Below are 21,503 nucleotides of genomic sequence, written 5' to 3' on the forward strand. Positions count from 1 at the left end.
TTCTCAGTAAGCTTGAGCTGTCGACGGGCCGGCTTGGTTCAGAAAAGGAGTGATGCCCGTCATGTCGAACAATTTCTTGATATGCGTCGGAATCGCTTCAACCGCAAAAGCTCCGTTGCGGGCGTGCCGCGCTTTCAGCACCGAGATCAGGATGCCGATTCCCGTGCTGTCGATATATCGCAACTCATGCAAATTCAAGGTCAATGTCCGGTCGCACAATTCCACGAGCGGTTCCATTACGGCGCGCATCTGCGATGCCGCCTCCAAATCCAGCTCGCCGCTGATATATACGGTGCAGCGGCCTTCCTGAGTTTCGGTGCGCATCCGAAATTTATCGATCGGATTCATGGAAACGATTCAACTCCTTTGGCAAAAAGGTCTAATCCTATTTAACCACATTCGGCTCGTTTGAAACATTCCGGCGAAAATTTGGCGTATATCGTTTGAGCCGTAAGCGGAGAGGGTAACGTCAAAGTAAGAGGCGCAAGCGGCAAGACCGGACACCTCTCTATGGCCGGCTCGCATGCCGAAGGTCTTGAGGCTGCTGCTCTCGATGCAGGAAGCTTTCGCTTTGGAAGGGGCGAAGCTAAACTTTCGATAACAATGTCCACGGACGTGGACGGAGGGAGCGATTCGAATGGACATCCAACAAAATCGCAACGTCGAGATCGAGAAAAGGAACGTCGAGAAAAAAGTGGATACGAGTATGGTGGCGTCGACATTTATAAAATATGCGGCTTACATCGTAATCTTCTTCGGAGCAATATGGTTTCTCGTCAAATACGTGCTGCCGATGTTCGGCTGACGCCGCGATATAACTTGCAGGACAGGCCGTTCCTCAGGGAACGGTGAGGCTGTTGAAAAGTCTACAAAGAGAAGAAGCGGTGAAGGCAAGAGGTGGGGGAATGCACTCCACTTCCGTTAAAATCGAGTTGTTTTTTTGAACTTAAGAGGTTACAACTCGATTTTAAAGTCAGCCGCTTCGCTTTACGCACATCTCCCCCACCTCTTTTTGTATTCCAATCCTCTTTTCTAGACTTTTTCAACAACCTGGCCGTTCCTCAGGGAACGGTCTTTTCGTGTTGTCCGAACGCAAGAAGAAGGTCCCCTAGATCCGGATACTAGGAGACCTTCTTCGGCTAATTCGGGTGCGATTGCGGTCAGTGCCACAAAATCGTGGAGGCTCCGCCTTCTCTAAGCGCAGATTCGACGTAAGGCTGTCCGGTCCGGTCGGAATCGACTACAAGCAGCAGGTCGCCCCGCTCGATCCTCTCCAGGCACGCTTCCGAATCCCGGTCGTCCAAGCCAAGCTCGTTCAACTGCCTTTTCGCCTCGACCGTTTCGTCGTATATCGCGGCTCCCACAATCGGATCGGCGTAGCCGTCGGCGCTTCCCGGCGCAGCATAGCCGGGAGGGTGGACGAGATAGGCGGCACCGACAACGCCGAACGGAATCATCGGGATGCCGTCCGCCGCACCGACTTGATCTCCAACCCATGCACCGGTGCCGTTCTCCCGGATCCGGTCGACCGGCATGGAAGTCCCGGCATCCACCCTTTGAGCCTGATCGCTTGTCCCGGCGATGACCCGGACCGCCTCCGGGCCGAAGCCATGCGCTTCCAGAGCTTCCACCGCCCGAACGACCTGGGCGTCGCTATCGAAAAAGCCGATTGTTCTTACCATCGCAATCATCCTCCTGTCTTCTGATAAGAGAATACGTTCACGCTCTTTATTACCCGTCGCGGGGAGGATGAAACGTGAAGCCGGCGAGAGCCTTTTTCCACAAAGCCAAAGTGAGCGGGGGATGCAGCAGGACGATGCGCCCGGACCCGGCATAGGCGGTACGATCGATCTTTTCTTTACCGTTGGTGACGATTACTACCCGGTTTCCACGGTCTATAGCTTGCCGTGCGATGTCCGCGGCATTCGCGATGCCTTCCCCGATGACAAGCAGAACGGAAGAGGCGCTGTCTGCCATAGACCGCCGTACCGCTTCGGGATCGTCAGTGTCCGCAGTAGAGGGGGCAAAACCGAGCCGCCGGAGCTGCGCCGTGGCAATCCAGGAGCCGTAGGGCCGGTTGTCCGCAATAAGAGCCGCTCCCGCCGAATCCGCGGCGATATGCCGAACCGTTTCCGAAGAGACGGCGGATTCCAGATGCGCTATGTCCGAATCGAAAACGTCCGGATCGACTTTGCTCGTCCGTATCGTGAACACGAACAGGGCGCCGTTGCGCTCTCCGGGCACGAATCGGATTGTGCCGCCCATCAGCTGAACGAGCGATTTGCAGATGGCCAGTCCGAGTCCGGTGCCTCCGTAACGGCGCGACATGGTGGCGTCTACTTGCGAGAACGGCTGGAACAGCTTGTCTTCTTTTCCCTCGGGTATGCCGCTGCCGGTATCTTTGACGGCAAATTCAAGAAAAAGCGAATTCGGTTGAGCATCGTCTTCATGATGAGCCAGCCGGACCAATAAGTAGACGCCGCCCGTTTCCGTGAACTTGACCGCATTGCCGATCATGTTCGCTATGACTTGCCGCAGTCTCGACGGATCGCCGACGATGAACGGGGGAACCTCCGGATCGATGTCGACGACCAGCTCCAAGCCGCGCTTCGCCGCTTCGCCACGGAACAGGTCGACGGCGTCGGCGATGCAGGCTTCGAGCAGAAACGGGTGCTCCTCCAGCTCCATCCTCCCAGACTCCATCTTCGTAAAATCGAGGATGTCATTCATGACGAATAAGAGCGTGTCCATGCTTTTCCGGATAATCAGCGCATATTCCTTCTGCTCTGGCGTCAATTCCGATTCCAGCAGCAGATCGGCCATGCCGGTGACGCCGTTCATCGGCGTGCGGATTTCATGGCTCATGACGGCGAGGAATTCGCTCTTCGCCCGCGAAGCGAGCTCGGCCGCTTCCTTTGCTTCCAGCAGCTGCAGGCTTTGGTTTTGGAGCAGCTCCTCCGAGCGCTTCAGCTGCCGCGTCTGCTCCTCGAGCAGCTCGTTGGCAAGCAGCCGCTTCCGGGACTGTTCCTGCATCTCGATGGCGAGAGCCTGCGATTCGCGGAGCAGCTCCTCTACGCGCAGACGGTCATAGATCGTGTTCAGAATCGTGCCGAGCTTCTCGGCCAAATGCTTAAGCAGCTCTCGCTGGATAAACGTAAACGGCTTGATCGCCGCCAGCTCGATTACCCCGATCACTTCGTCGCGCGACCGGATAGGGTATACGAGAAGCTGGGACGGCGAAGCTTCGCCGATGCCGGAGCGGATCCGGACGTAGCTTGCCGGAATGCTGTCGACCGTCAACGTTTTACCGTCCTTGGCGCACTGTCCGACGAGCCCTTGTCCGACTCCGAACGATCGGGCCGCCTCCACTTCATGGCCGTCAGCCGCATAGACGCCGTGCAGGCGGACGGTATCCGAGCGCCTGAGCCCCTCGTACAAGTAAATCGCTCCGTACTGGGCGCCGAGCACGGGCGCAAACTCGCTGATGAATGTCTGCGCCACCTGCTTAACCGCCGTTACGTCCTCCAGCAGCTCGGTAATGCGAGCCATATAGGTATTGACCCACGCCTGTTCCTCCTTGGCCATGTTGTACTTCGCTTCCAGCTCGTTCTTGGCATGAAGGTCTTTGGCGATTCGCTGGAAGACGCGGGCAAGCTGTCCTAGCTCGTCCTTCGACTGCACCTCGATGCGCATGAGGGAGCGCAGTCGGTTTTGTCCGAATTTCTTGGCCATGCCGGTCAGCAGATTGAGTCCCTTCGTGATGGTCGGGATAGCCCAGAGCATGATACAGAGGCCGAGCACGATGCCTACTACGGACAAAGCGGCCGTAGCGCTTACCGATTGCCGGTACATCGACTGGGAATCGGCTATTTCGGCGTCCAAAGCGCGTTGATGGTAATGGGACAAGCTTTCCAGGCTGCCGAGAAATTGCTTCTGCGTGTCGTTGCCGACCGTCTTGCGGTATTCGAGCGCTTCGGCCGTTTTGCCCGCCAGCAGCATCGACAGCACGTTGTCCTTATACACCCGGAAACGTTCGGCTTCCCGGACGGCGGTGTCGACGATTTGCTGCTCGGCGGGTTCCTGCACGCGGTTCTGAAGCTCCGTCAGCCGGAGGATGACCGTATCGACCGACTGGTGGATCGTCTTGACTCGGTTCGCAGGGTCGTTGTTGTCCAGCAGAACGTTATCGATCTCCCTCGCTACCGTATTGACGTCCCCATGAATTGTGGAAGTCAGCTTCACCTTGGCGTAGCGCACCTGATAAAACTTCTCCAAAGCGTCGTTCATATTGGCCATCCGCTCATAGCCGATGGTCGTAATGACGATCAATAAAGCTACGAGCAGACCGTACCCCATCACGAGCTTCGTTTTGATTTTCACCCGGGTCCCGCTCCTTTTCTGGCCTCGACCATAACGAGACACTTGTCATCTTGACGAGTATCCGGGCGGTTGTCCGAAAAGAGCCGCTCCTCCAGCTCGCGCGGGCTTGTCTTTACATGGAGCAGCAGCTCGAGCAGCCGGTCGACCTGCTCCTCGTCCGCCGAATGGATCGACTCCAATACGCCGTCCGTATATAAAAACAGCCGGTCACCGGCGCGAATGCTCAAGATCCGCTTCTCCACCCGGATGGATTCGAACAGTCCGAGCGCCACGCAGCTGCGTTCCAGCCGTTCGGGAGCCGTACCGTCCCCGCGAGTCAGCAAGCCCGGAGGATGTCCGGCGTTGACGTACTCGACCGTACCCTGCACCGAATCTACGACCGCGTAGAGGCATGTGAAATAATATTGGATTAACGGATTGGAAAACTGCAGCTGCATCATTTTCCGGTTCAGCTCCCGGACAACGTACTCCGGGTCCATTCGCGTCAGGATGGCGTCCCGCAAAGCCGAAGCGACGAACATGCATACGAGCGAGGAGGAGATACCGTGTCCCATCGCGTCGATAACGGCGACGCCGTAACGGTTTTGGTCGATTTTGTACCAGGCGTACAGATCGCCCGCCAAATCGTCAGCGGGGCGATACAAGCCTTGTATCGACACATGGGGCTCGTCCACGGGCGCGGGGAGTGCAGCCGTCTGTACCTGCCGCGCCAGCTCCAATTCTTCGCGCAGTCTCCGGTCACGCTCCTTATGCCAGTCTTTCTCCGCCTTCAGGCGCAAAGCGGCACGAATTCGCGCCATCAGCTCGATCCGGTTGATCGGCTTGGTGACGAAATCGCTCGCTCCCGCATCCAACGCTTCGGCCAGCTTCAGCGAATCGCCGACGGCCGTCACCATAATGACCGGAATGTCGCGAAGCCGTTCGGATTGCTGCACTCTTCGGCACGCTTCGATGCCGTCTATGCCCGGCATCATCATATCGAGCAGAATCAGATCGTATGCCGCCGGCGAGTGCTTCGCCGGTTCGAGCATACCGAGCAGGCTGAACATTTCGTCCGCGGAGCTCGCGGTTTCGATTTGCGCATATCCCGCTTTTTTCAGCATTTCCCTGACGACCATCACGTTCATCGGATTGTCGTCCACAATCAAAATCCGCATGGGCCAACTTCTCCTTACTTGGCTTCATTGCCGTTGTTACCATACTAGACGAAACGTACGAAGGCTGTCCACTCCCGCCGAACGACAATAAGGAATGGGAGCGGGGAGCTCTCATTCCTGAACCGGTTGACGGTATGCCGCTATGTTCGGACCGCTTCGGTTTCTAGAAAATCCGGTTCGCCGTCCGGACCCGCGCCATGACGATCACTTTGCCGCGGTCCATCTCGGCTTCGTAGGCTTCCGCCTCGCGCGGCGTGCAGCCCATCGATTCCAGCTTGGCGCGAAGCTCGTCCCCCCGGGAACGGAACCAATTCGCGATGCTCTGGATCAGCCCTTCTTCTTCGACGCTGACCGTGTTGACGTCCGCCGCTCCGGCCAAATATTCGGTATGGTTCTTGTCGTGTGCCAGCACGAAGATGTCCTCGGGCAAATATCCCTGCCGGTGCAGCGCATGAATTTCCTCCATCGCTCTTGCACCGCTATCGACCACTCTTACGAAAACTTTCTCGTTCATATCGAACGCCTCCTTTTTTCGTTGCCCCGTCCGGGGCGAATGCCGATCTATTCGTAACTTAACCAAACGGGGGAGAGGTGAAACAGGCGGAGCGTCAAAATCGGGCAAGTTAAACCGCAGTATCCATCGATGCCATTCCAAGCCAGCCTTTGGTACATGCGGACTATCGCCACCCGGACAGCGGGAGCGGAGACGTCGGAACTGTTTCATGCGGATGGTCCGGGGTAATAGAGGATACCGGCACATGTCGGTAACCAATAACAAGTAAGGACAGGTGATGCATATGTTAAGCTGGGCAGCTCTCTTTCTCGTCATTGCCATCGTGGCCGCCATATTCGGATTCGGCGGCATCGTAGCGGCAGCCGCTTCGATCGCGAAAGTATTGTTCTTCGTCTTCTTGATCCTGTTTCTCATCTCCCTCTTCACCGGTCGCAGAGGTTCGGCTTAAGTGAAACGGTATAGCGATAATATCCGTATGAACCCGGACCGGAAGAAGCCCCACCCTTACGCGAATTGCAAGGGATGGGGCTTTGTTGTTCCTATTGGCGGGAGACGAGCTGGATTGTTGCTCGAAAATGGAAAAGATGCAGTTATTTTCGGGAAAACGACGTATATATGGTTCTGTAACTGGAAAAAGTCGAGCTATTTTTCCCGAATCGGCATCGTATGCCTTTAAAGCGAGGAAATAGCTTCATATTTTCCAGTTAGATAGTGAAAATCGACCTTTAACGCCGCTTTTAACTACATGTTTTCCATTTGAACACCGCGCCATGGCACTATGGTAAATTTATTTCTTTAATTAGTCAGGTTTGCGACATTCTGTGGCATCAAAATAAGTCAAACGATTGGAAATTAATGGACTGGAGGGATCATGTTTGTCGGATCAAGCAGTTAGACCATTGGCGGGATTTCCTGCTACACGTGAGGATGCAAGGATTAAAAGCATGATGGTGATTGAGGTCCCTGTGGCTGACACGCGACGGGCAATCGAGTTTTATGTGGGACTGCTGGGGTTCTATATCGATTTGAAGAAAAATCCTCCGTCTGTTTGGGATACCGAAACGGAATTTTTCATTTCTCCCGCGAATGGCATAAAAATCATGTTGCAGAAAACCGACGGAAGCGAGCGGCTCGGTTTCACGCTTCAGGGAGAGCCGAAGCCTTTTCTGATCATGGAAATCGAAGAACCTGCGGAGGTCGTTCGAAACAGACTTTATGCTAATGGAGTGAGAGTTGGAGAAATTTTCGACCGTGGAGGATGCGGAACAGTATTAACAGTATGGGACCCTGACGGCAATATTCTTAAACTCAATTATCAACCAAAATGAACGATAGGGGGAGGAGTTGCTTTGTGCAGCAAGCTCCTCTTTTTTACTCCAATAAGCTAATGGCAGTTTAACGCAATAAATAATAGCCTAACTTCTCGGGGCCCATAGCATGACAGATACGCCTATAATGCAGATGGCGGCCCCTATCCAATCGTACAGATCAGGTGCTTTCTTATCGACGAACCACCCCCATAAAACAGCGAGAATAACAAACACCCCACCATAAGCAGCGTAGACTCGCCCAAACGATGGGAAACTTTGCAGCGTTGGGATAATGCCATATACAATGAGGATGATACTGCCAACAATCCCATACCAAAACGGTTTAGATTCTCGTAGCCAAAGCCAAACCATATACCCCCCACCTATTTCAGCCAGACCGGCGAGCACAAAAATAAATATAGCGAACAACACAAAGCCATCCCCTAACACGAACCCGTATTTTCTATCTTTTCCAAGCATTCCGACCAGGTAAGGCATTTGCAGCTTAATCCGTTGTCTAGAATCTTTATCATGGAACTGATTTGTTTCTTTCGCTCTTCAAGTTCGGAGCGTTTTTGTTTCGCCATCTGCTCCCAGCGCTCGGAAAGAGTATCACCGGTTTCAAAGCCTTCTAGCAAAACGGCTATTTCTTGAATGCTAAAACCGGTTTGCTGAGCAACTTTTATAAAATAGATACGGTCAAGTAGTCTTTCGTCATATCTGCGCTGACCGTTTTTTCGCTCCGGAGTAGGAAGCAAGCCAATGGATTCATAGTAACGTAGCGTCGATGCGTTCACTTCTGCCCTTACTGCAAGTTGACCAATGCTAAGACTACTCATGGAATACACCTCTTGACTTAAAGTTTGCTTTAAGTTTTATACTGCGATTATAACTTGAATCGGAAGGTGATGGAAATGAAAAAAGGGGATTGGCTCGCGGGTATTGGACTAGTAGGGGCATGATGAAACCGGCTGGATGCGATTGCAATTCCTGCGCAAAGTGAAGGGGGATGGAGAATATGAACAAAGATATACCGGTTGCTTGTTGCCATACGGTTTTTACAAAAGAACAGCGGATGGAGTACAAAAACATTTGGGGAGAGCTCGAAACACGAAGGCTCGGTTTTACGGAGCTTGAAAATGGGTACCAATATCAGTTTCCAGGAGATACGGTAACGCTACGGCTCATCAATGAATGGGTAAGCATGGAACGGAAATGCTGTCCGTTCCTAACGTTTTCGGTCATTGCAAGCCATATAGACGAGCCTGTTTTGCTGCAGCTGACAGGAAACGAGGAAGCAAAAGCATTCTTGCGAACGGACATACAATCCAATAAAAGCATCATAACCGGACAATCATAGGAGTAATTCGGGGCTGTCGGTATGATGAATCGGCAGCCTCGCTGTGTAGCCAAAGTACTTAGAGTAATGTCCTTTCTGTAAAGTGTTTTTTGTTGGTGGTTAACAACTAGGCCTCACGAGATCAGTGTTTGTCTTTACAATTTCTTAACTTTATTAAATAATCAAATAATTATATAATCATTTACAAATGATTAATAGCGTGAGAAAATGAAGAACAAAGCGACTCATATTTATTCTTTGCGGTCAGAACCGTTGTCGCAGCCAGATGGCTTTATCGAAAGGGATGAATATCCCTGTCGCCTAGAAAGGAGTGCAAGCATGATTTCAATCGAAGAGATGGCCGATGCGTTGAAGCTGCTGGGAGATAAGAACAGACTTACGATCGTTGCTCTGCTGAATGAGAAAGAATTGTGTGTGTGCGAAATTGTCGACTTATTGCAAACGAGTCAGCCGAACATCAGCCAGCATATGCGCAAGTTAAAAGATGGCGGGCTGGTTAAAGAAGCCAAAAAAGGGCAGTGGGTCTACTATTCTTTAAACGTTCAGGACAAACCCTATATCGCAGAAATTTTAAACCAGATTCCTTCGCAAAAGGACAAGCTTAAATCGACCGTCTGCGAAGAGAATGATTGTTGCAATTAATTCAGGAGGGTCACTATGGGTTTTATCGCTTTCCTAATTTATTTAATCACGTTAACGTTCGTCATTTGGCAGCCGAAGGGGCTGAATATCGGTTGGTCGGCCAGTGCGGGAGCCATCCTTGCTTTGCTTTGCGGCGTGATCAGCTTCGCGGACGTCGGTACCGTTACCGGCATTGTTTGGAATGCTACCTTGTCATTTGTGGCCATTATTTTAATCTCGCTGGTGCTTGATGAAATCGGGTTTTTCGAATGGGCGGCGCTGCACATGGCACGGCTTGCACGAGGAAACGGCCTGCTCATGTTCGTCTTTATTGTCCTGCTGGGATCGGCGGTCGCTGCTTTGTTCGCCAACGACGGTGCGGCTTTGATTATTACACCGATCGTGCTTGCCATGGTGCGTGCGCTGAAATTTGAGGAAAAGATGATTCTTCCGTTTATTATGGCAAGTGGTTTCATAGCGGATACGGCTTCTTTGCCGCTTGTCGTAAGTAACTTGGTGAATATTGTTTCGGCCGATTATTTCAGCATTGGTTTTGTGGAATACGCGAGCCGTATGATCGTTCCGAATTTCTTCTCGATCTTGGCAAGTCTCCTCGTGCTTTACCTGTATTTTCGTAAAAGTATCGCGAAAAGCTACAATCTCTCCGAGCTAAAAAAACCGGAAGAAGCTATTAAGGACAAGAGATTGTTCCAATTATCCTGGGTCATTTTAGCGGCTCTCCTTGCTGCTTATTTCGGCAGTGAATTTTTATCCATTCCCGTGTCCATCATTGCCGGAGTGGCCGCAATTGTGTTTCTGATGGCCGCGAGAAGAAGCCCTGTCATTCATGCTTGGAAGCTCGTCAAAGGGCTCCTTGGGCTGTCGTTATCTTCTCCATCGGCATGTATGTCGTCGTGTATGGACTACGAAATGCAGGTCTTACCGATGCATTGGGAAGCGTTATTCAAACGGTCGCGGACAAAGGATTGTTCGCTGCTACCGTTGGCATGGGTTTCATAGCGGCGATCCTATCCTCGATTATGAACAACATGCCAACCGTCATGATTGACGCTTTGGCGATACAAGGCACGCAAACCGAAGGCTTCATTCGCGAGGGGCTGATCTATGCGAATGTGATCGGTTCGGATTTGGGGCCGAAAATCACCCCGATCGGATCCTTGGCCACTTTGCTTTGGCTGCATGTCTTATCGACGAAAAACGTGAAGATCAGCTGGGGGACGTATTTTAAGATCGGCATTATTCTTACCATCCCTACATTATTCATTACGCTTGCCGGTCTTTATATTTGGCTTTCCTTTCTTACATCTACCAACGTCAATATATGGCTCGTTATTGTGGCAATCGTTGTAGTTCTTGCCGTTATCGCCATGCTCGTCTTTAAGAGTGCATTAGGAAGCAAGCGTAAAGGAAGCCAAAGTGTTTAACCAAAAATAGATATTCAAAGGAGACGTTTACCATGGAGAAAAAACCTTTAGTTTACTTTTTGTGCACCGGCAATTCGTGCAGAAGCCAAATCGCGGACGGATTTTTAAAAGCATTGGGCAGCGAAAAGTACGAAGTCAAAAGCGCAGGGCTCCAGGCACATGGATTAAATCCGCGTGCGGTTCAGGTGATGCAAGAAGCCGGTGTAGATATAAGCCGGCATACGTCTGATGTAATCGATCCTGATGTGTTGAATCGCGCTGATTACGTGATTACCCTGTGCGGCCATGCAGACGAGCATTGCCCTGTGATCATGAACAAAAACGTGATCAAATGGCATTGGGGCTTCGACGACCCGGCCAAAGCAACCGGGACGGAAGAAGAAATCATGAAGCAGTTCCGCACCGTACGGGATTCGATTAAGAGCCGAATTGAACAATTCGTAAAAGAAGGGAAATGATCGTATGATCAAAAGAATGCATGTCGCATTAAACTGTACCGATCTGCACAAGTCCCTTGAATTTTACCGTGCTTTCTTTGGGTCGGAACCGAGTAAAATCAAAGAGAATTATGCCAAATTCGAGCTTGATGAACCGGCCCTTCATTTTTCGCTGAACGTTCGCCCCTTCGAACAAAAGGGTGTACTCAACCATTTAGGATTCCAAGTCAATAACACCGAAGAAGTGCTTGCCATGGGTGAGCGGCTCCGCCAATGCGGGCTGTTGCTTATTGACGAGATGAATACGACTTGCTGTTATGCGGTACAAGATAAAGTATGGGTGTATGATCCCGACGGAAACGCTTGGGAAATTTTCTACACGAAAGAGGATTCGGAATTCGAGTCGGCCGGAGAAGCCCGGGACTTATCGCTCTGCTGCGCACCGCCATCGGCACCGGTTACGGTGGAGTTCGGATCGTTTAAGAAAGGGAGATAATCCATGACAGTTGAAAAAAACTACCAAGCATTAGTTCCGGATCAAATATTTATGGGTGCCGCCGCCGACCTGGAAGCGATGGTGAAAAACGAAGGCATCGAGATCGTCGTGGACCTCCGCGGAGAAGCAACGGAAAGTGCCTATCCTAGCCCTGAGGTAAAATGGATTCAAATCCCGTTGACTGATCAATCCAGCATCCCCCAAGAGGAAGCGTTTCGAACAGCTATTCAGGCCGTCACGGACGCGTACCAGCAGAACAAAAAGGTAGCTTTTCATTGCGGCGGGGGAAAAGGAAGAACGGGGACAGTCGCTGCCGGGACTTTGCTCGCTCTAGGGTTATGTCGGACGGTTGATGAAGCTGAGGCTATGGCAAAAGGGATTCGTAACGTCATCGATATGAAACCTGGACAAAGAGAGTCATTGTTGAAATTATATCCTAATCGATAAGCGTGTTTGAAACCACTTGTTCGAGCGAGTGGTTTTTCTTTTATGGGAATAATCTTTTGCCATTCAGATCCATAGCGGATGAAGCTTTATATCTGCAATAATATACTATATGGCATTTCTTTTAAGATGTAGGATATGAGAAGAGCTTGAAAGGAGCATTCTCATGGATATTACATCTTTTTTGATTTACTGTATGATTGCTACTTTTACTCCTGGACCTACTAATATCGTCATATTGTCCACCGTGCATAATTTTGGAGCAAAAAAAGCAATGAACTATTCGTATGGAGCAACGATTGGTTTTGGTTTATTACTTGTTATTTCTGCTTCGTTAAATACGATGCTTGTAACGATCATACCGAAAGTATTAATTGTGATTCAGATAATCGGGAGCATTTATATGTTCTATCTCGCTTATCAAATTTATAAAACCGACACGTCAAATCCAACTGTAAACCAACCGGCTACCTTAATGTCAGGCTTCCTTATGCAGTTTTTAAATCCAAAGGTAATACTCTTTTCAATGACTGTAATTCCAAGTTTTATTTTGCCCTACTATAACGCGATCCCTGCGGTGGCGACAAGTATTATAGCTATAACTCTGATTGGATTTTCAGCTTTTACTACGTGGGTTCTCTTCGGTACAATCTTCAAGGAGTTTTTACAGAAGCATAATAAGACTGTTCATGTAGTGATGACCATATTTTTAGCTTATGCAGCGATCATGATCTGGATATAGGTGTTCAGCTTATGTAGAGGTGATTGAAATGGACAAGTTTGTCTATAAAAAGTCGGCAGGTATTACTGCGTTGTCAGCAAGTATGACTGAATTTAAGTATAAAAAGCATGCTCACCAGGAGTATGCGATAGGCGTAACATTGCGAGGTATTCAACATTATAACTTGGATGGCAGTCTACAATTATCGTATCAAAATGGAATTATGCTTTTTAATCCAGAACAGGCTCACGACGGAATGGCGCATGATAAGGCAGGGCTTGATTATGTCATGCTATATATCGAGCCACAATTGCTTTTAGAGGCTGTAGAGAAAAAGGATATCGTACGTTTTTCAACTCCAATTGTGTATGATCGTAAACTTGAACAACGAATATTAAATCTTTCTCATGCCATATTAAGCGAAAAAGATGAGGCGATGTGCTGGGAAATGTTCTTATCCCTCGCGGATAGCCTTATTCAAACTAATCTTTCTGCAGATGACAAAAAAGATAACGCACTAATTAGAAAAGCAAAGGATATGCTTCATACCAACTTAGAACATGTACTGAAGCTTGATGAGATTTGCTATGAGCTTCATTTATCGAAATTTCAGTTTATCCGATTATTCAAGGCTCATACTGGAATTTCACCGTACCAATACTTTCTTAACTGCAAAATCGAACGTGCAAAGCAGTTAATCGAAAAAAATAAAGATATTTATTCAGCAGTAGCTGCTTGCGGTTTTGTTGATTTAACCCATTTAAATAAACACTTTAAGAGCGTATATGGAACTACAGCGTTTGAATATTTGTCGCATATAAATTGAAGAGGAAAAAAGCCGCCAATAGGCACAAAATCTCAGTTGCTTCTTTCCCGGCCGTGTGGTATGATTGCAAAAATTTATTGAAAATGTGGAGGGCAGAGGAAAGTGGCGTACTATTATACGGAACCATCCCGGACGTTTAGCGAGTATTTATTGTTGCCCAATTTGACGGCGAAAGACTGCAATCCAACAAGTGTCAGCCTGAAGACGCCGATCGTCAAGTTCAAGAAAGGCGAGAAGCCCGAAGTGTCCCTGAACATTCCGTTCTCATCCGCGGTCATGCAGGCGGTGTCCGACCATAATATGGCGGTCGCTTTGGCGCGATGCGGCGGAATTTCGTTCATTTTCGGCTCCCAATCGGTCGAGGATCAGGCGGATATGGTGCGGAAGGTGAAGGGGCATAAGGCCGGCTTCGTCATAAGCCGCTCGAATTTGACACCGGGCCACACCTTGAAGGATGTGCTCGAGCTGAAAGAGAAAACCGGTCACTCCACGGTGGCCGTAACCGACGACGGCACTCCTACTGGGAAGCTGCTCGGCATCGTGACGAGCCGGGATTACAGGCTTAGCCGAGATTCGCTGGATAAGCAGGTAGGCCAGTTCATGACCCCCTTCTCCTCGCTAATTTACGGAAAATCCGGCTGTACGCTATCCGAGGCCAACGATCTGATCTGGGAGCATAAGCTGAACTGTTTGCCGATCGTGGGCGAGCAGCAAAACCTCGAATACCTCGTATTCCGCAAAGACTACGACGCTCACAAAGAAAATCCGTACGAGCTGCTCGACGAGAACAAAAGCTATATCGTCGGAGCCGGCATCAATACAAAAGATTATGCCGAGCGGGTGCCTGCTCTTGTGGCGGCGGGCGTGGATGTGCTCGTCATCGATTCGTCGGACGGTTATACCGAATGGCAGAAGGAAACGGTCGAATACGTCAAATCCAATTTCGATAATGTGAAAATCGGCGCGGGCAACGTTGTCGACCGCGAAGGCTTCTTGTACTTGGTAGAGGCGGGTGCGGATTTCGTCAAGGTCGGGATCGGCGGAGGCTCGATTTGTATTACCCGCGAGCAGAAAGGGATCGGCCGCGGCCAAGCGTCGGCGGTCATCGAAGTGGCGGAAGCGCGGGACGAATATTTCCGCAAAACGGGCATTTACGTCCCGATCTGTTCGGACGGCGGCATCGTGCACGACTACCATATTACGCTCGCTTTGGCCATGGGAGCCGACTTCGTCATGATGGGCCGGTACTTTGCCCGCTTCGACGAAAGCCCTACGCGCAAGCTGAAGGTCGGCAACAACTTCGTGAAGGAGTTCTGGGGCGAAGGCTCGAACCGGGCGCGCAACTGGCAGCGTTATGACACGGGAGGCAAACAAACGCTCGTGTTCGAGGAAGGCGTAGACTCGTACGTGCCGTACGCGGGCAGCTTGCAGGAGAATCTCGACAAGACGATCCACAAAATCAAGTCGACGATGTGCAACTGCGGCTCGCTGTCGATTGAAGAGCTGCAGCAAAAAGCTAGAATTACGCTCGTATCGGCTACAAGTATCGTCGAGGGCGGAGCGCACGACGTTATATTGAAGGAAAACAGCATGTCGGCGGAATAACGACCAATACGTTAACATTGCAACAGGCAGCCCCTTGACGGAGGCTGCCTGTTGCTGTTTTTTCCGCAGCTAAAGCTGGAACCTATTTTTTCGACGCTTTCTCATCGGCTACCGCTTGATTCGCCTTCTCGGCCGCTTCGCGGAGCGCGGTGTTCAGATCGGTCGTACCTTTGACAATGTTGGCTGCGGCGGCATATATATTCTCGATCTTCAGCTCGTATACGGATTTGTAAGGAATCGGGGCCAATTTGTTGTAGAAAACGGCACCCCAGGTTTTCCCTTTGAACGGACTGTCCTGCGAAAATACTTTTTTGACCGATTCGTCCGTCAGGACAGGGATCATCCCTTTCTTCGAAATCGCCGTCTGGTTCTCCTTGGAGAGGATGTATTTCAGCACTTCCATCGCGGCATCTTTATTTTGCGCCATCGAGGTGATGGCGAGGCCGACCGGGGAAGCTTGCGCACCTACTCCCGACAATTCTTTGAACGTCGGCAATGCGACCATATCCCAATCGATTTTCTCCAGATCTTTCGGTACGGAAACCGGGAACTCCGAATGGAAGGCAAACATCGCAAGCTCCTGCGTATTCGTAAATTCCAGACGGTACGGAATCGCTTTCAGCGTGCCGACCCGGTCTTTAGCCTTGATCCTGCGACGGCGAAACGAATACGGTCTGAATCAATTTTTTCCACGTATCGCGCTCGAAGGTCGATTTTTCCGTCTTCGGATCGAGATAAGGCTCGGAGTACGGGTTTGTCTTGAAGATGAAGGCGGGTGAAGCGGCGAAGCCCAAATATTGCTTCTCTCCGTCTTTCCGGGTCAGCTTCTTGGACAGCTCCAGCGTCTCGTCCCATGTCATGCCGTTTCTCGGATACGGGACGCCGAATTTATCGAATATCCCTTTGTTGTAATACATCACTTGGATTTGTTGGTCGGTCGGCAGCAAGTACAGTTTGCCGTTGCCCGCATTCTTGACCGCGTCCATGAGCGTAGGCTCGATTTGGGTCAGATCGACTTGATGCTTCTTGACTAATTCGGTCATATCGTACTGCAGATTGTAGCTAAAGAGCGGGTCCAAAGCATAGTCGAACACATTGAACACAAAATCGATGCGCTGTTTGGCGGCGAGCAGATCCGGCAGCGTTTCGCCCGGCTCCGAACGGATGAACTTGATGGCGTAGTCCGGGAATTTGGCTTTGATGGCATCTCCGTATTTTTGGTTAAATGCTTCTTCCGAACCACCGCTCAGCGAAAAGAAAACAAGCTCTACGGGTTCTTTCGGCTTCGTCTCGGTGTTCGATTGTTGTTGGGCGCGCCCGTTTCAGATCCTTTGGCGCCGTTCCCGCATGCCGCCAACACGAATAGGAACATTCCCCAAGCAAGCGATGCGGCAAAACCTTTTCTAGCCATCGGCAAAGATTCCCCCTTACCCGACCTATGCGGGTTGTATAATGGAACCTTGTTCCTGTACTCAGTTTATAGTTGAGGAATGTTTCGAACTATTGGCGATTCGGTCATTTCAGGCGTCTATTCAGTCATAAGATCAAAGTTATGCCGGTTTTTGCTATATTCATAGCACGGATGTTAAACTTTTAAATAGGTAAACATTCAACCAACCTAACTACTCATGGGGCCGTATGCGGCGAGGAGGCCAGCGCATGTCCATTGTTTCGAGCTTACTGGAGGTTAACAAGAAGTTTGTTGAAGAGAGGCGGTATGAAGACTACTTAACGGACAAATACCCGGATAAAAAGGTGGCCATCTTAACGTGCATGGATACGCGGCTCAGCGAGCTGCTTCCGAAGGCGCTAGGCTTGAAGAATGGGGATGCGAAGTTCATTAAAAATGCGGGGGCCATCTTAACGCAGCCTTTCGGCAGCGCGATGCGCAGCATACTGGTGGCCGTGTACGAGCTGGGCGCGCGGGAAGTGATCGTGATCGGCCATCACAGCTGCGGTATGACCGAGATCGATGCGACGGGAATGGTACGCAAGTTCGCCGAGAATGGAATCGATCCTATGGTCATAGAGACGCTGGAAAACTCCGGCATTCGGATGGAAAAGTTTTTGCGCGGCTTCGACCGTCCGGAGGATGGCGTGATGCACAGCGTCAAAATGATCCGTAGGCATCCACTTTTCCCGCAGGCCGTGCCCGTTCACGGATTTGTGATGGACCCGGAGACGGGAGCGGTGGAGGTCATTGTCGAGGATTATAGGTAATCATGAGCGCTAGATTCGAAGAGAGCCGGAGTAGCGGGGGATAGTCCCCGGGCTTCGGCTTTTTCGCATGCTCCGATAATTGCATTTTATGAAATCTCTACCGCTGCCCGGCCGCCGATTCGTGTATGATGGTAGTTATCATCATTGCAAAGGGGGGCGAGCGTTATGCCGCCTAATAAGCAAGTATCGATGCTGTGGCTGCTGCGGTACTTGGTTCCCGTCAAAGGCCGGATCGCCATCCTGCTGCTCATTTTGCTGACGTCGACCGCATGCCAGCTCGTGAATCCGCAAATTATCCAGCGTTTTATCGATACGGCCGCCGCACAGGGGGAAGTCGCAAGCTTGCTCGGTCTTGCCGGGTTGTTTCTGGTCATAGCGGCGTTCAACCAGCTGTTTACGGTCCTGCTGAGCTATCTCGGCAACGACGTGGCCTGGAGGGCGACGAATCGGCTGCGGGCCGATCTGCTCCGCCATTGTCTTCGATTGGATATGCGCTTTCATAATCTGAAAACGCCAGGCGTCATGATCGAGCGTATTGACGGGGACGTTACCGGCATGTCCAACTTTTTCGCGATGTTCGTCGTGCAGATCGTAGGCAGCTTCGTTCTGCTTACCGGTATTCTCGGCTTTATGTACGTCTATCATTGGCAGATAGCCGTCGTCATGACGGTGTTCACCCTATTGTCCGTCGGCGTCATGGTCGTGATCCGAAATCTGGGTGTGGCCAGCTCGCAAGTGGAACGGGAAGCGAGCGCATCGTTGTTCGGCCTGATCGAGGAACGCCTCGCCGGCATCGAGGACGTGCAGGCGGGCGGAAGCGTACCGTATGTGATGAACCGGTTTCATCGGGCGATGCGCGCCGTATTCCTGAAAGGGCGTAGAGCGTGGATGCTGCGGGTAGTCCCGTGGAATGCGACCGTCGTATTGTTTGCCGCGGCCGTCACGATCGTACTGTGGATGGGCGTCCGGTTCTATGCGGCGGGCGAGCTGTCGCTCGGTACGCTGTACTTGATCTTTCAGTATACACAGATGTTGAATGATCCGATCGAACAGCTCGGCAACCAGATGCAGGAGTTTCAGAAAGCGAAGTCCGGCTTGCGGCGTTCCCGGGAGCTGCTCTCCACGGAGAGCGAGATTGTCGACGGAACCGGGCTTGCACTTCCCGACGGGGCACTCGGCATCCAGTTCGAGCATGTGAATTTCAGCTACAACCAAGGGACGCCCGTGCTTCACGACGTCAGCTTCCGCTTAAGTCCCGGAGAGCGTCTTGGCATCGTGGGCCGTACCGGCAGCGGCAAATCGAGCCTCAGCCGCTTGCTGCTGCGGCTGTACAACATCGATAGCGGCGTTATCCGCGTAGGTGGAGTCGATATTCGCACGCTGCGTCTAGAGGCGCTTTACCGCCGCGTCGGGATGGTTACGCAGGAGGTGCAGCTGTTCGACGGGACGCTGAGGGATAATTTGACGCTGTTCGACGACGGTGTAACGGATGAAGCTATTATGGAGACGACCGGGAAGCTGGGGCTGCGGAAATGGATCGAAGGGCTGCCGAACGGGCTGGACACCCATCTGCAGGCCGGTGGAACGTCGCTATCCGCAGGCGAGGCGCAGCTGTTCGCGCTGACCCGGGTTTTCTTGACACGGCCGAGCCTGGTCATTCTGGATGAGCCTTCCTCCCGGCTGGACGCGGCTACCGAAGCGGCGCTGCAGGAGGCCGTGAATCAATTGCTCGAGCGATGCACCGGCATCGTGATCGCCCACCGGCTGTCCACTTTGGAGAAGGTGAACAAAATTATGGTTCTCGGTGACGGACGCGTGTTGGAGTTCGGTTCGAGAGAGAATTTGGCGAGAGATCCGTCTTCCCATTACGCGGCGCTGCTTACGGCCGACAGACAGGAGGAGCTGGCATGACGGTAACCCGATTTATGGAACGACTCCTCCGCTTCCGGTTGACGCTGTTTGTAGTCAACGGCCTGCTATGGGGCGTATTCCACTCCATACCGCTGCTGCTCGGTGTCGGGATGCAGTGGTTTTTCGACCGGGCGACGAGCCGTTCCGACGATATAGTGTGGCTGACGATCCCGCTCCTGGCCGTAGCCTTGATAAGATTTACGAGGGTAGGCGTTTTTTTCGTCGCGTTTTACGAATGGGTGACGTACTTTTACCACATTCAGGCGGTATTGCGGACGAATATGCTGTCCGGCTTGATGCGTTGGCCCGGACGCAACCTTCCCGCTTCGCCGGGAGAAGCGATGACGCGCTTCCGCGAGGACGTGGACGAGGTTGTCGAATATGTGGAATCGTGGGTGGACTTCTGGGGAAGGTTGGCCTTTGCGGGTATTGCCGTGGCGATCATGGTGGCTGTCAATTGGAAAATAACGGTGGTGGCGTTATTGCCGCTGCTCGTCGTTACGCTTCTGAACAACTTGTCGGGCGACCGAGCGAGACGGTACAGCCGGCTTAATCGCGAGGCCACCGGGCAAATTACCGGATTTATTGCCGAGACGTTCGGTGCCGTGCAGGCGGTGAAGCTCGGCCAAGCCGAGAAGCATGTGCTGAACCGCTTCGTGCGGCTGAACGAAGCCCGCAGACAGGCGGCGCTTAAGGATAATCTGTTCAAAAAGTGGATGCAGTCGTTGAACCAGCACGTTTTGAATATTTGCACGGGCATAATTTTGCTGATGTGCGCTTCCGAGATGAGGGCCGGCCGTTTCACAGTAGGGGACTTTGCACTCTTGACGTCGTACTTGGGGATGTTTGCGAACAGCATCTCGCTGTTCGGGTATATGGTGTTCCAGCACAAGCGGTTGAAAGTGGCGCTTGAGCGGATGCGGGTGCTGTTCCGTCCGGGCGAAGAGGATCGTCTGGCCGAGCACAGCGAGCCTTACTTGTATAGGTCTCCTCCGGAGGCTGCGGCAGCCGTCGACAATAAGGCGGACGCTCTGCAATGTCTCGAAGTGAGAGGGCTCTCGTATACGTACCCGAACTCGGTGAACGGCATCGCGGACGTCAGCTTCCGACTGGAGCGCGGCAAATTTCTCGTCGTCACCGGGAGAATCGGTTCCGGCAAATCGACGCTGGTACGCGCCCTTCTGGGGCTTCTGCCGAAGAGCGGCGGGGACGTAAGCTGGAACGGTCGCGAGGTCGCCGATCCGGCAACGTTCCTGATTCCGCCGAGAGCGGCTTATACGCCGCAAGTGCCGCGCCTGTTCAGCGACCCGCTCCGGGAGAACATTGTCCAGGGAAGCCGGGAGTCGCCGGAGACGCTTCAGCGCTCGGTGCGGCTCGCCGTAATGGAGAAGGACATCGAGGAACTGGAGCACGGGCTCGAAACGTTCGTCGGGCCGAGAGGCGTCATGCTGTCCGGCGGTCAAATTCAACGCGCCGCTACGGCGCGGATGATGATGACCCGAGCGGACCTGCTCCTCTTCGACGACCTATCGAGCGCGCTCGACGTCCAGACCGAGAAGCAGCTGTGGGAGCGGCTGTTCTCGGAGCAGGACGCCACCTGTATCGCCGTATCCCACCGCAGGGCTGCTCTGGCGCGGGCGGATCATATTATCGTGATGAAGGACGGCCGCATCGAGGCGGAAGGGACGCTCGCCGAGCTGCTGGCGACAAGTAAAGAGATGCAGCTGCTATGGCAGGGGGAAGAGTCGGTGGATGAGTCGGCCGCTTGTCTCGTGGACAGTAAGCGTGCATGATGAACGGGGTCACGGATGTGGCCCCGTTTTTGCTATGAACCTAACTTCATTAACTATGAACTTCAATGCGCTATTTTGCTGATTCCAGGTAGGATTTCGCGATTACTGAACGTAATTTTTCTAATACAAAACATAAGTTCACTCTTCGGTTCGGCCCCTTAATTCTGGAGTCTTACTGTGAATTACTCGGTTTTTCATAGTTTCTTGCTTTTTGCAGGGAGCCACGCCCCCTGCACCCCGTCACTCGGCGTGTGCCGTCCCCG

Annotated in this window: 23 protein-coding genes and 1 pseudogene; 15 read left to right on the plus strand and 9 right to left on the minus strand. The window is 52.0% G+C overall.

Features of this window, described 5'->3' with window-relative positions; genetic code table 11:
- Positions 1-3: 3 nt before the first annotated feature.
- Positions 4-348, minus strand: coding sequence for an STAS domain-containing protein (locus FE783_RS30355; RefSeq protein ID WP_138883146.1), 345 nt, complete (start codon positions 346-348; stop codon positions 4-6).
- Positions 349-637: 289 nt separating this feature from the next.
- Here FE783_RS30355 and FE783_RS37750 point away from each other — a divergent pair, with 289 nt between their 5' ends.
- Positions 638-805, plus strand: coding sequence for a hypothetical protein (locus tag FE783_RS37750; RefSeq protein ID WP_158302126.1), 168 nt, complete (start codon positions 638-640; stop codon positions 803-805).
- A 355-nt stretch (positions 806-1,160) separates the two neighbouring features.
- Here the strand turns inward: FE783_RS37750 and FE783_RS30360 are convergent, their stop codons facing one another.
- The 4 genes from FE783_RS30360 to FE783_RS30375 all read right to left on the minus strand — a co-directional run bounded on the left by FE783_RS30360 (position 1,161) and on the right by FE783_RS30375 (position 6,051).
- Positions 1,161-1,682 carry a hypothetical protein gene (locus FE783_RS30360; protein ID WP_138883147.1) on the minus strand — a complete coding sequence of 174 codons (522 nt, stop codon included), beginning with the start codon at positions 1,680-1,682 and terminating at the stop codon, positions 1,161-1,163.
- 49 nt (positions 1,683-1,731) lie between these two features.
- Positions 1,732-4,380: an ATP-binding protein gene (locus FE783_RS30365; RefSeq protein ID WP_138883148.1), complete on the minus strand. Its 2,649-nt coding sequence runs from the start codon at positions 4,378-4,380 to the stop codon at positions 1,732-1,734.
- On the minus strand, positions 4,377-5,537 hold the full coding sequence (locus tag FE783_RS30370; protein ID WP_138883149.1) for a PP2C family protein-serine/threonine phosphatase: 1,161 nt from the start codon (positions 5,535-5,537) through the stop codon (positions 4,377-4,379). The genes FE783_RS30365 and FE783_RS30370 overlap by 4 nt, the downstream gene beginning before the upstream one ends.
- A gap of 163 nt (positions 5,538-5,700) precedes the next feature.
- On the minus strand, positions 5,701-6,051 hold the full coding sequence (locus tag FE783_RS30375; RefSeq protein WP_138883150.1) for a YflT domain-containing protein: 351 nt from the start codon (positions 6,049-6,051) through the stop codon (positions 5,701-5,703).
- Between the two features lie 283 nt (positions 6,052-6,334).
- Here FE783_RS30375 and FE783_RS30380 point away from each other — a divergent pair, with 283 nt between their 5' ends.
- Positions 6,335-6,499, plus strand: coding sequence for a DUF1328 domain-containing protein (locus FE783_RS30380; protein WP_138883151.1), 165 nt, complete (start codon positions 6,335-6,337; stop codon positions 6,497-6,499).
- A gap of 427 nt (positions 6,500-6,926) precedes the next feature.
- A complete protein-coding gene (locus tag FE783_RS30385; RefSeq protein ID WP_138883152.1) occupies positions 6,927-7,379 on the plus strand; it encodes a VOC family protein in 453 nt (150 codons plus the stop codon).
- 87 nt (positions 7,380-7,466) lie between these two features.
- Here the strand turns inward: FE783_RS30385 and FE783_RS30390 are convergent, their stop codons facing one another.
- A complete protein-coding gene (locus FE783_RS30390; RefSeq protein WP_420799781.1) occupies positions 7,467-7,841 on the minus strand; it encodes a YnfA family protein in 375 nt (124 codons plus the stop codon).
- Positions 7,805-8,200, minus strand: a complete 396-nt coding sequence (locus FE783_RS30395) for a MerR family transcriptional regulator (RefSeq protein WP_138883153.1) — start codon at positions 8,198-8,200, stop codon at positions 7,805-7,807. The genes FE783_RS30390 and FE783_RS30395 overlap by 37 nt, the downstream gene beginning before the upstream one ends.
- Before the next feature lie 179 nt (positions 8,201-8,379).
- On the opposite strand from FE783_RS30395, the gene FE783_RS30400 reads away from it, so the two are divergent.
- From FE783_RS30400 to FE783_RS30440, 9 genes and pseudogenes are all read left to right on the plus strand, one after another.
- Entirely contained in the window at positions 8,380-8,721 is a 342-nt protein-coding gene (locus FE783_RS30400; protein WP_238403313.1) for a hypothetical protein, read from the plus strand.
- A 318-nt stretch (positions 8,722-9,039) separates the two neighbouring features.
- Positions 9,040-9,363 carry an ArsR/SmtB family transcription factor gene (locus FE783_RS30405; protein WP_138883154.1) on the plus strand — a complete coding sequence of 108 codons (324 nt, stop codon included), beginning with the start codon at positions 9,040-9,042 and terminating at the stop codon, positions 9,361-9,363.
- A 15-nt stretch (positions 9,364-9,378) separates the two neighbouring features.
- A pseudogene (locus FE783_RS30410) lies at positions 9,379-10,787 on the plus strand (arsenic transporter).
- Between the two features lie 32 nt (positions 10,788-10,819).
- Positions 10,820-11,245 carry an arsenate reductase (thioredoxin) gene (gene arsC, locus FE783_RS30415; protein ID WP_138883155.1) on the plus strand — a complete coding sequence of 142 codons (426 nt, stop codon included), beginning with the start codon at positions 10,820-10,822 and terminating at the stop codon, positions 11,243-11,245.
- A gap of 4 nt (positions 11,246-11,249) precedes the next feature.
- A complete protein-coding gene (locus FE783_RS30420) occupies positions 11,250-11,720 on the plus strand; it encodes an ArsI/CadI family heavy metal resistance metalloenzyme (protein ID WP_138883156.1) in 471 nt (156 codons plus the stop codon).
- Between the two features lie 3 nt (positions 11,721-11,723).
- Entirely contained in the window at positions 11,724-12,167 is a 444-nt protein-coding gene (locus FE783_RS30425; protein ID WP_138883157.1) for a protein-tyrosine phosphatase family protein, read from the plus strand.
- Between the two features lie 163 nt (positions 12,168-12,330).
- Positions 12,331-12,906, plus strand: a complete 576-nt coding sequence (locus tag FE783_RS30430) for a LysE family translocator (protein WP_138883158.1) — start codon at positions 12,331-12,333, stop codon at positions 12,904-12,906.
- Positions 12,907-12,934: 28 nt separating this feature from the next.
- On the plus strand, positions 12,935-13,711 hold the full coding sequence (locus FE783_RS30435) for an AraC family transcriptional regulator (protein ID WP_138883159.1): 777 nt from the start codon (positions 12,935-12,937) through the stop codon (positions 13,709-13,711).
- 102 nt (positions 13,712-13,813) lie between these two features.
- Positions 13,814-15,316 (plus strand): IMP dehydrogenase, encoded by a 1,503-nt coding sequence (locus tag FE783_RS30440; protein ID WP_138883160.1) that lies wholly within the window; start codon positions 13,814-13,816, stop codon positions 15,314-15,316.
- Positions 15,317-15,398: 82 nt separating this feature from the next.
- Here FE783_RS30440 and FE783_RS30445 read toward each other — a convergent pair whose 3' ends face one another.
- Positions 15,399-15,887, minus strand: a complete 489-nt coding sequence (locus FE783_RS30445) for a type 2 periplasmic-binding domain-containing protein (protein ID WP_138883161.1) — start codon at positions 15,885-15,887, stop codon at positions 15,399-15,401.
- Between the two features lie 67 nt (positions 15,888-15,954).
- Positions 15,955-16,566 carry an ABC transporter substrate-binding protein gene (locus tag FE783_RS30450; protein WP_138883162.1) on the minus strand — a complete coding sequence of 204 codons (612 nt, stop codon included), beginning with the start codon at positions 16,564-16,566 and terminating at the stop codon, positions 15,955-15,957.
- Positions 16,567-16,975: 409 nt separating this feature from the next.
- Here FE783_RS30450 and FE783_RS30455 point away from each other — a divergent pair, with 409 nt between their 5' ends.
- The 3 genes from FE783_RS30455 (at position 16,976) to FE783_RS30465 (ending at position 21,240) form a co-directional block, all read left to right on the plus strand.
- Positions 16,976-17,536, plus strand: a complete 561-nt coding sequence (locus tag FE783_RS30455) for a beta-class carbonic anhydrase (RefSeq protein WP_138883163.1) — start codon at positions 16,976-16,978, stop codon at positions 17,534-17,536.
- Between the two features lie 165 nt (positions 17,537-17,701).
- Positions 17,702-19,447 carry an ABC transporter ATP-binding protein gene (locus FE783_RS30460; RefSeq protein WP_138883164.1) on the plus strand — a complete coding sequence of 582 codons (1,746 nt, stop codon included), beginning with the start codon at positions 17,702-17,704 and terminating at the stop codon, positions 19,445-19,447.
- On the plus strand, positions 19,444-21,240 hold the full coding sequence (locus FE783_RS30465) for an ABC transporter ATP-binding protein (RefSeq protein ID WP_138883165.1): 1,797 nt from the start codon (positions 19,444-19,446) through the stop codon (positions 21,238-21,240). The genes FE783_RS30460 and FE783_RS30465 overlap by 4 nt, the downstream gene beginning before the upstream one ends.
- Positions 21,241-21,503 lie beyond the last annotated feature (263 nt).

It is taken from the genome of Paenibacillus mesophilus, from assembly GCF_005938385.1.
GTDB classification, from domain to species: domain Bacteria; phylum Bacillota; class Bacilli; order Paenibacillales; family NBRC-103111; genus Paenibacillus_AB; species Paenibacillus_AB mesophilus.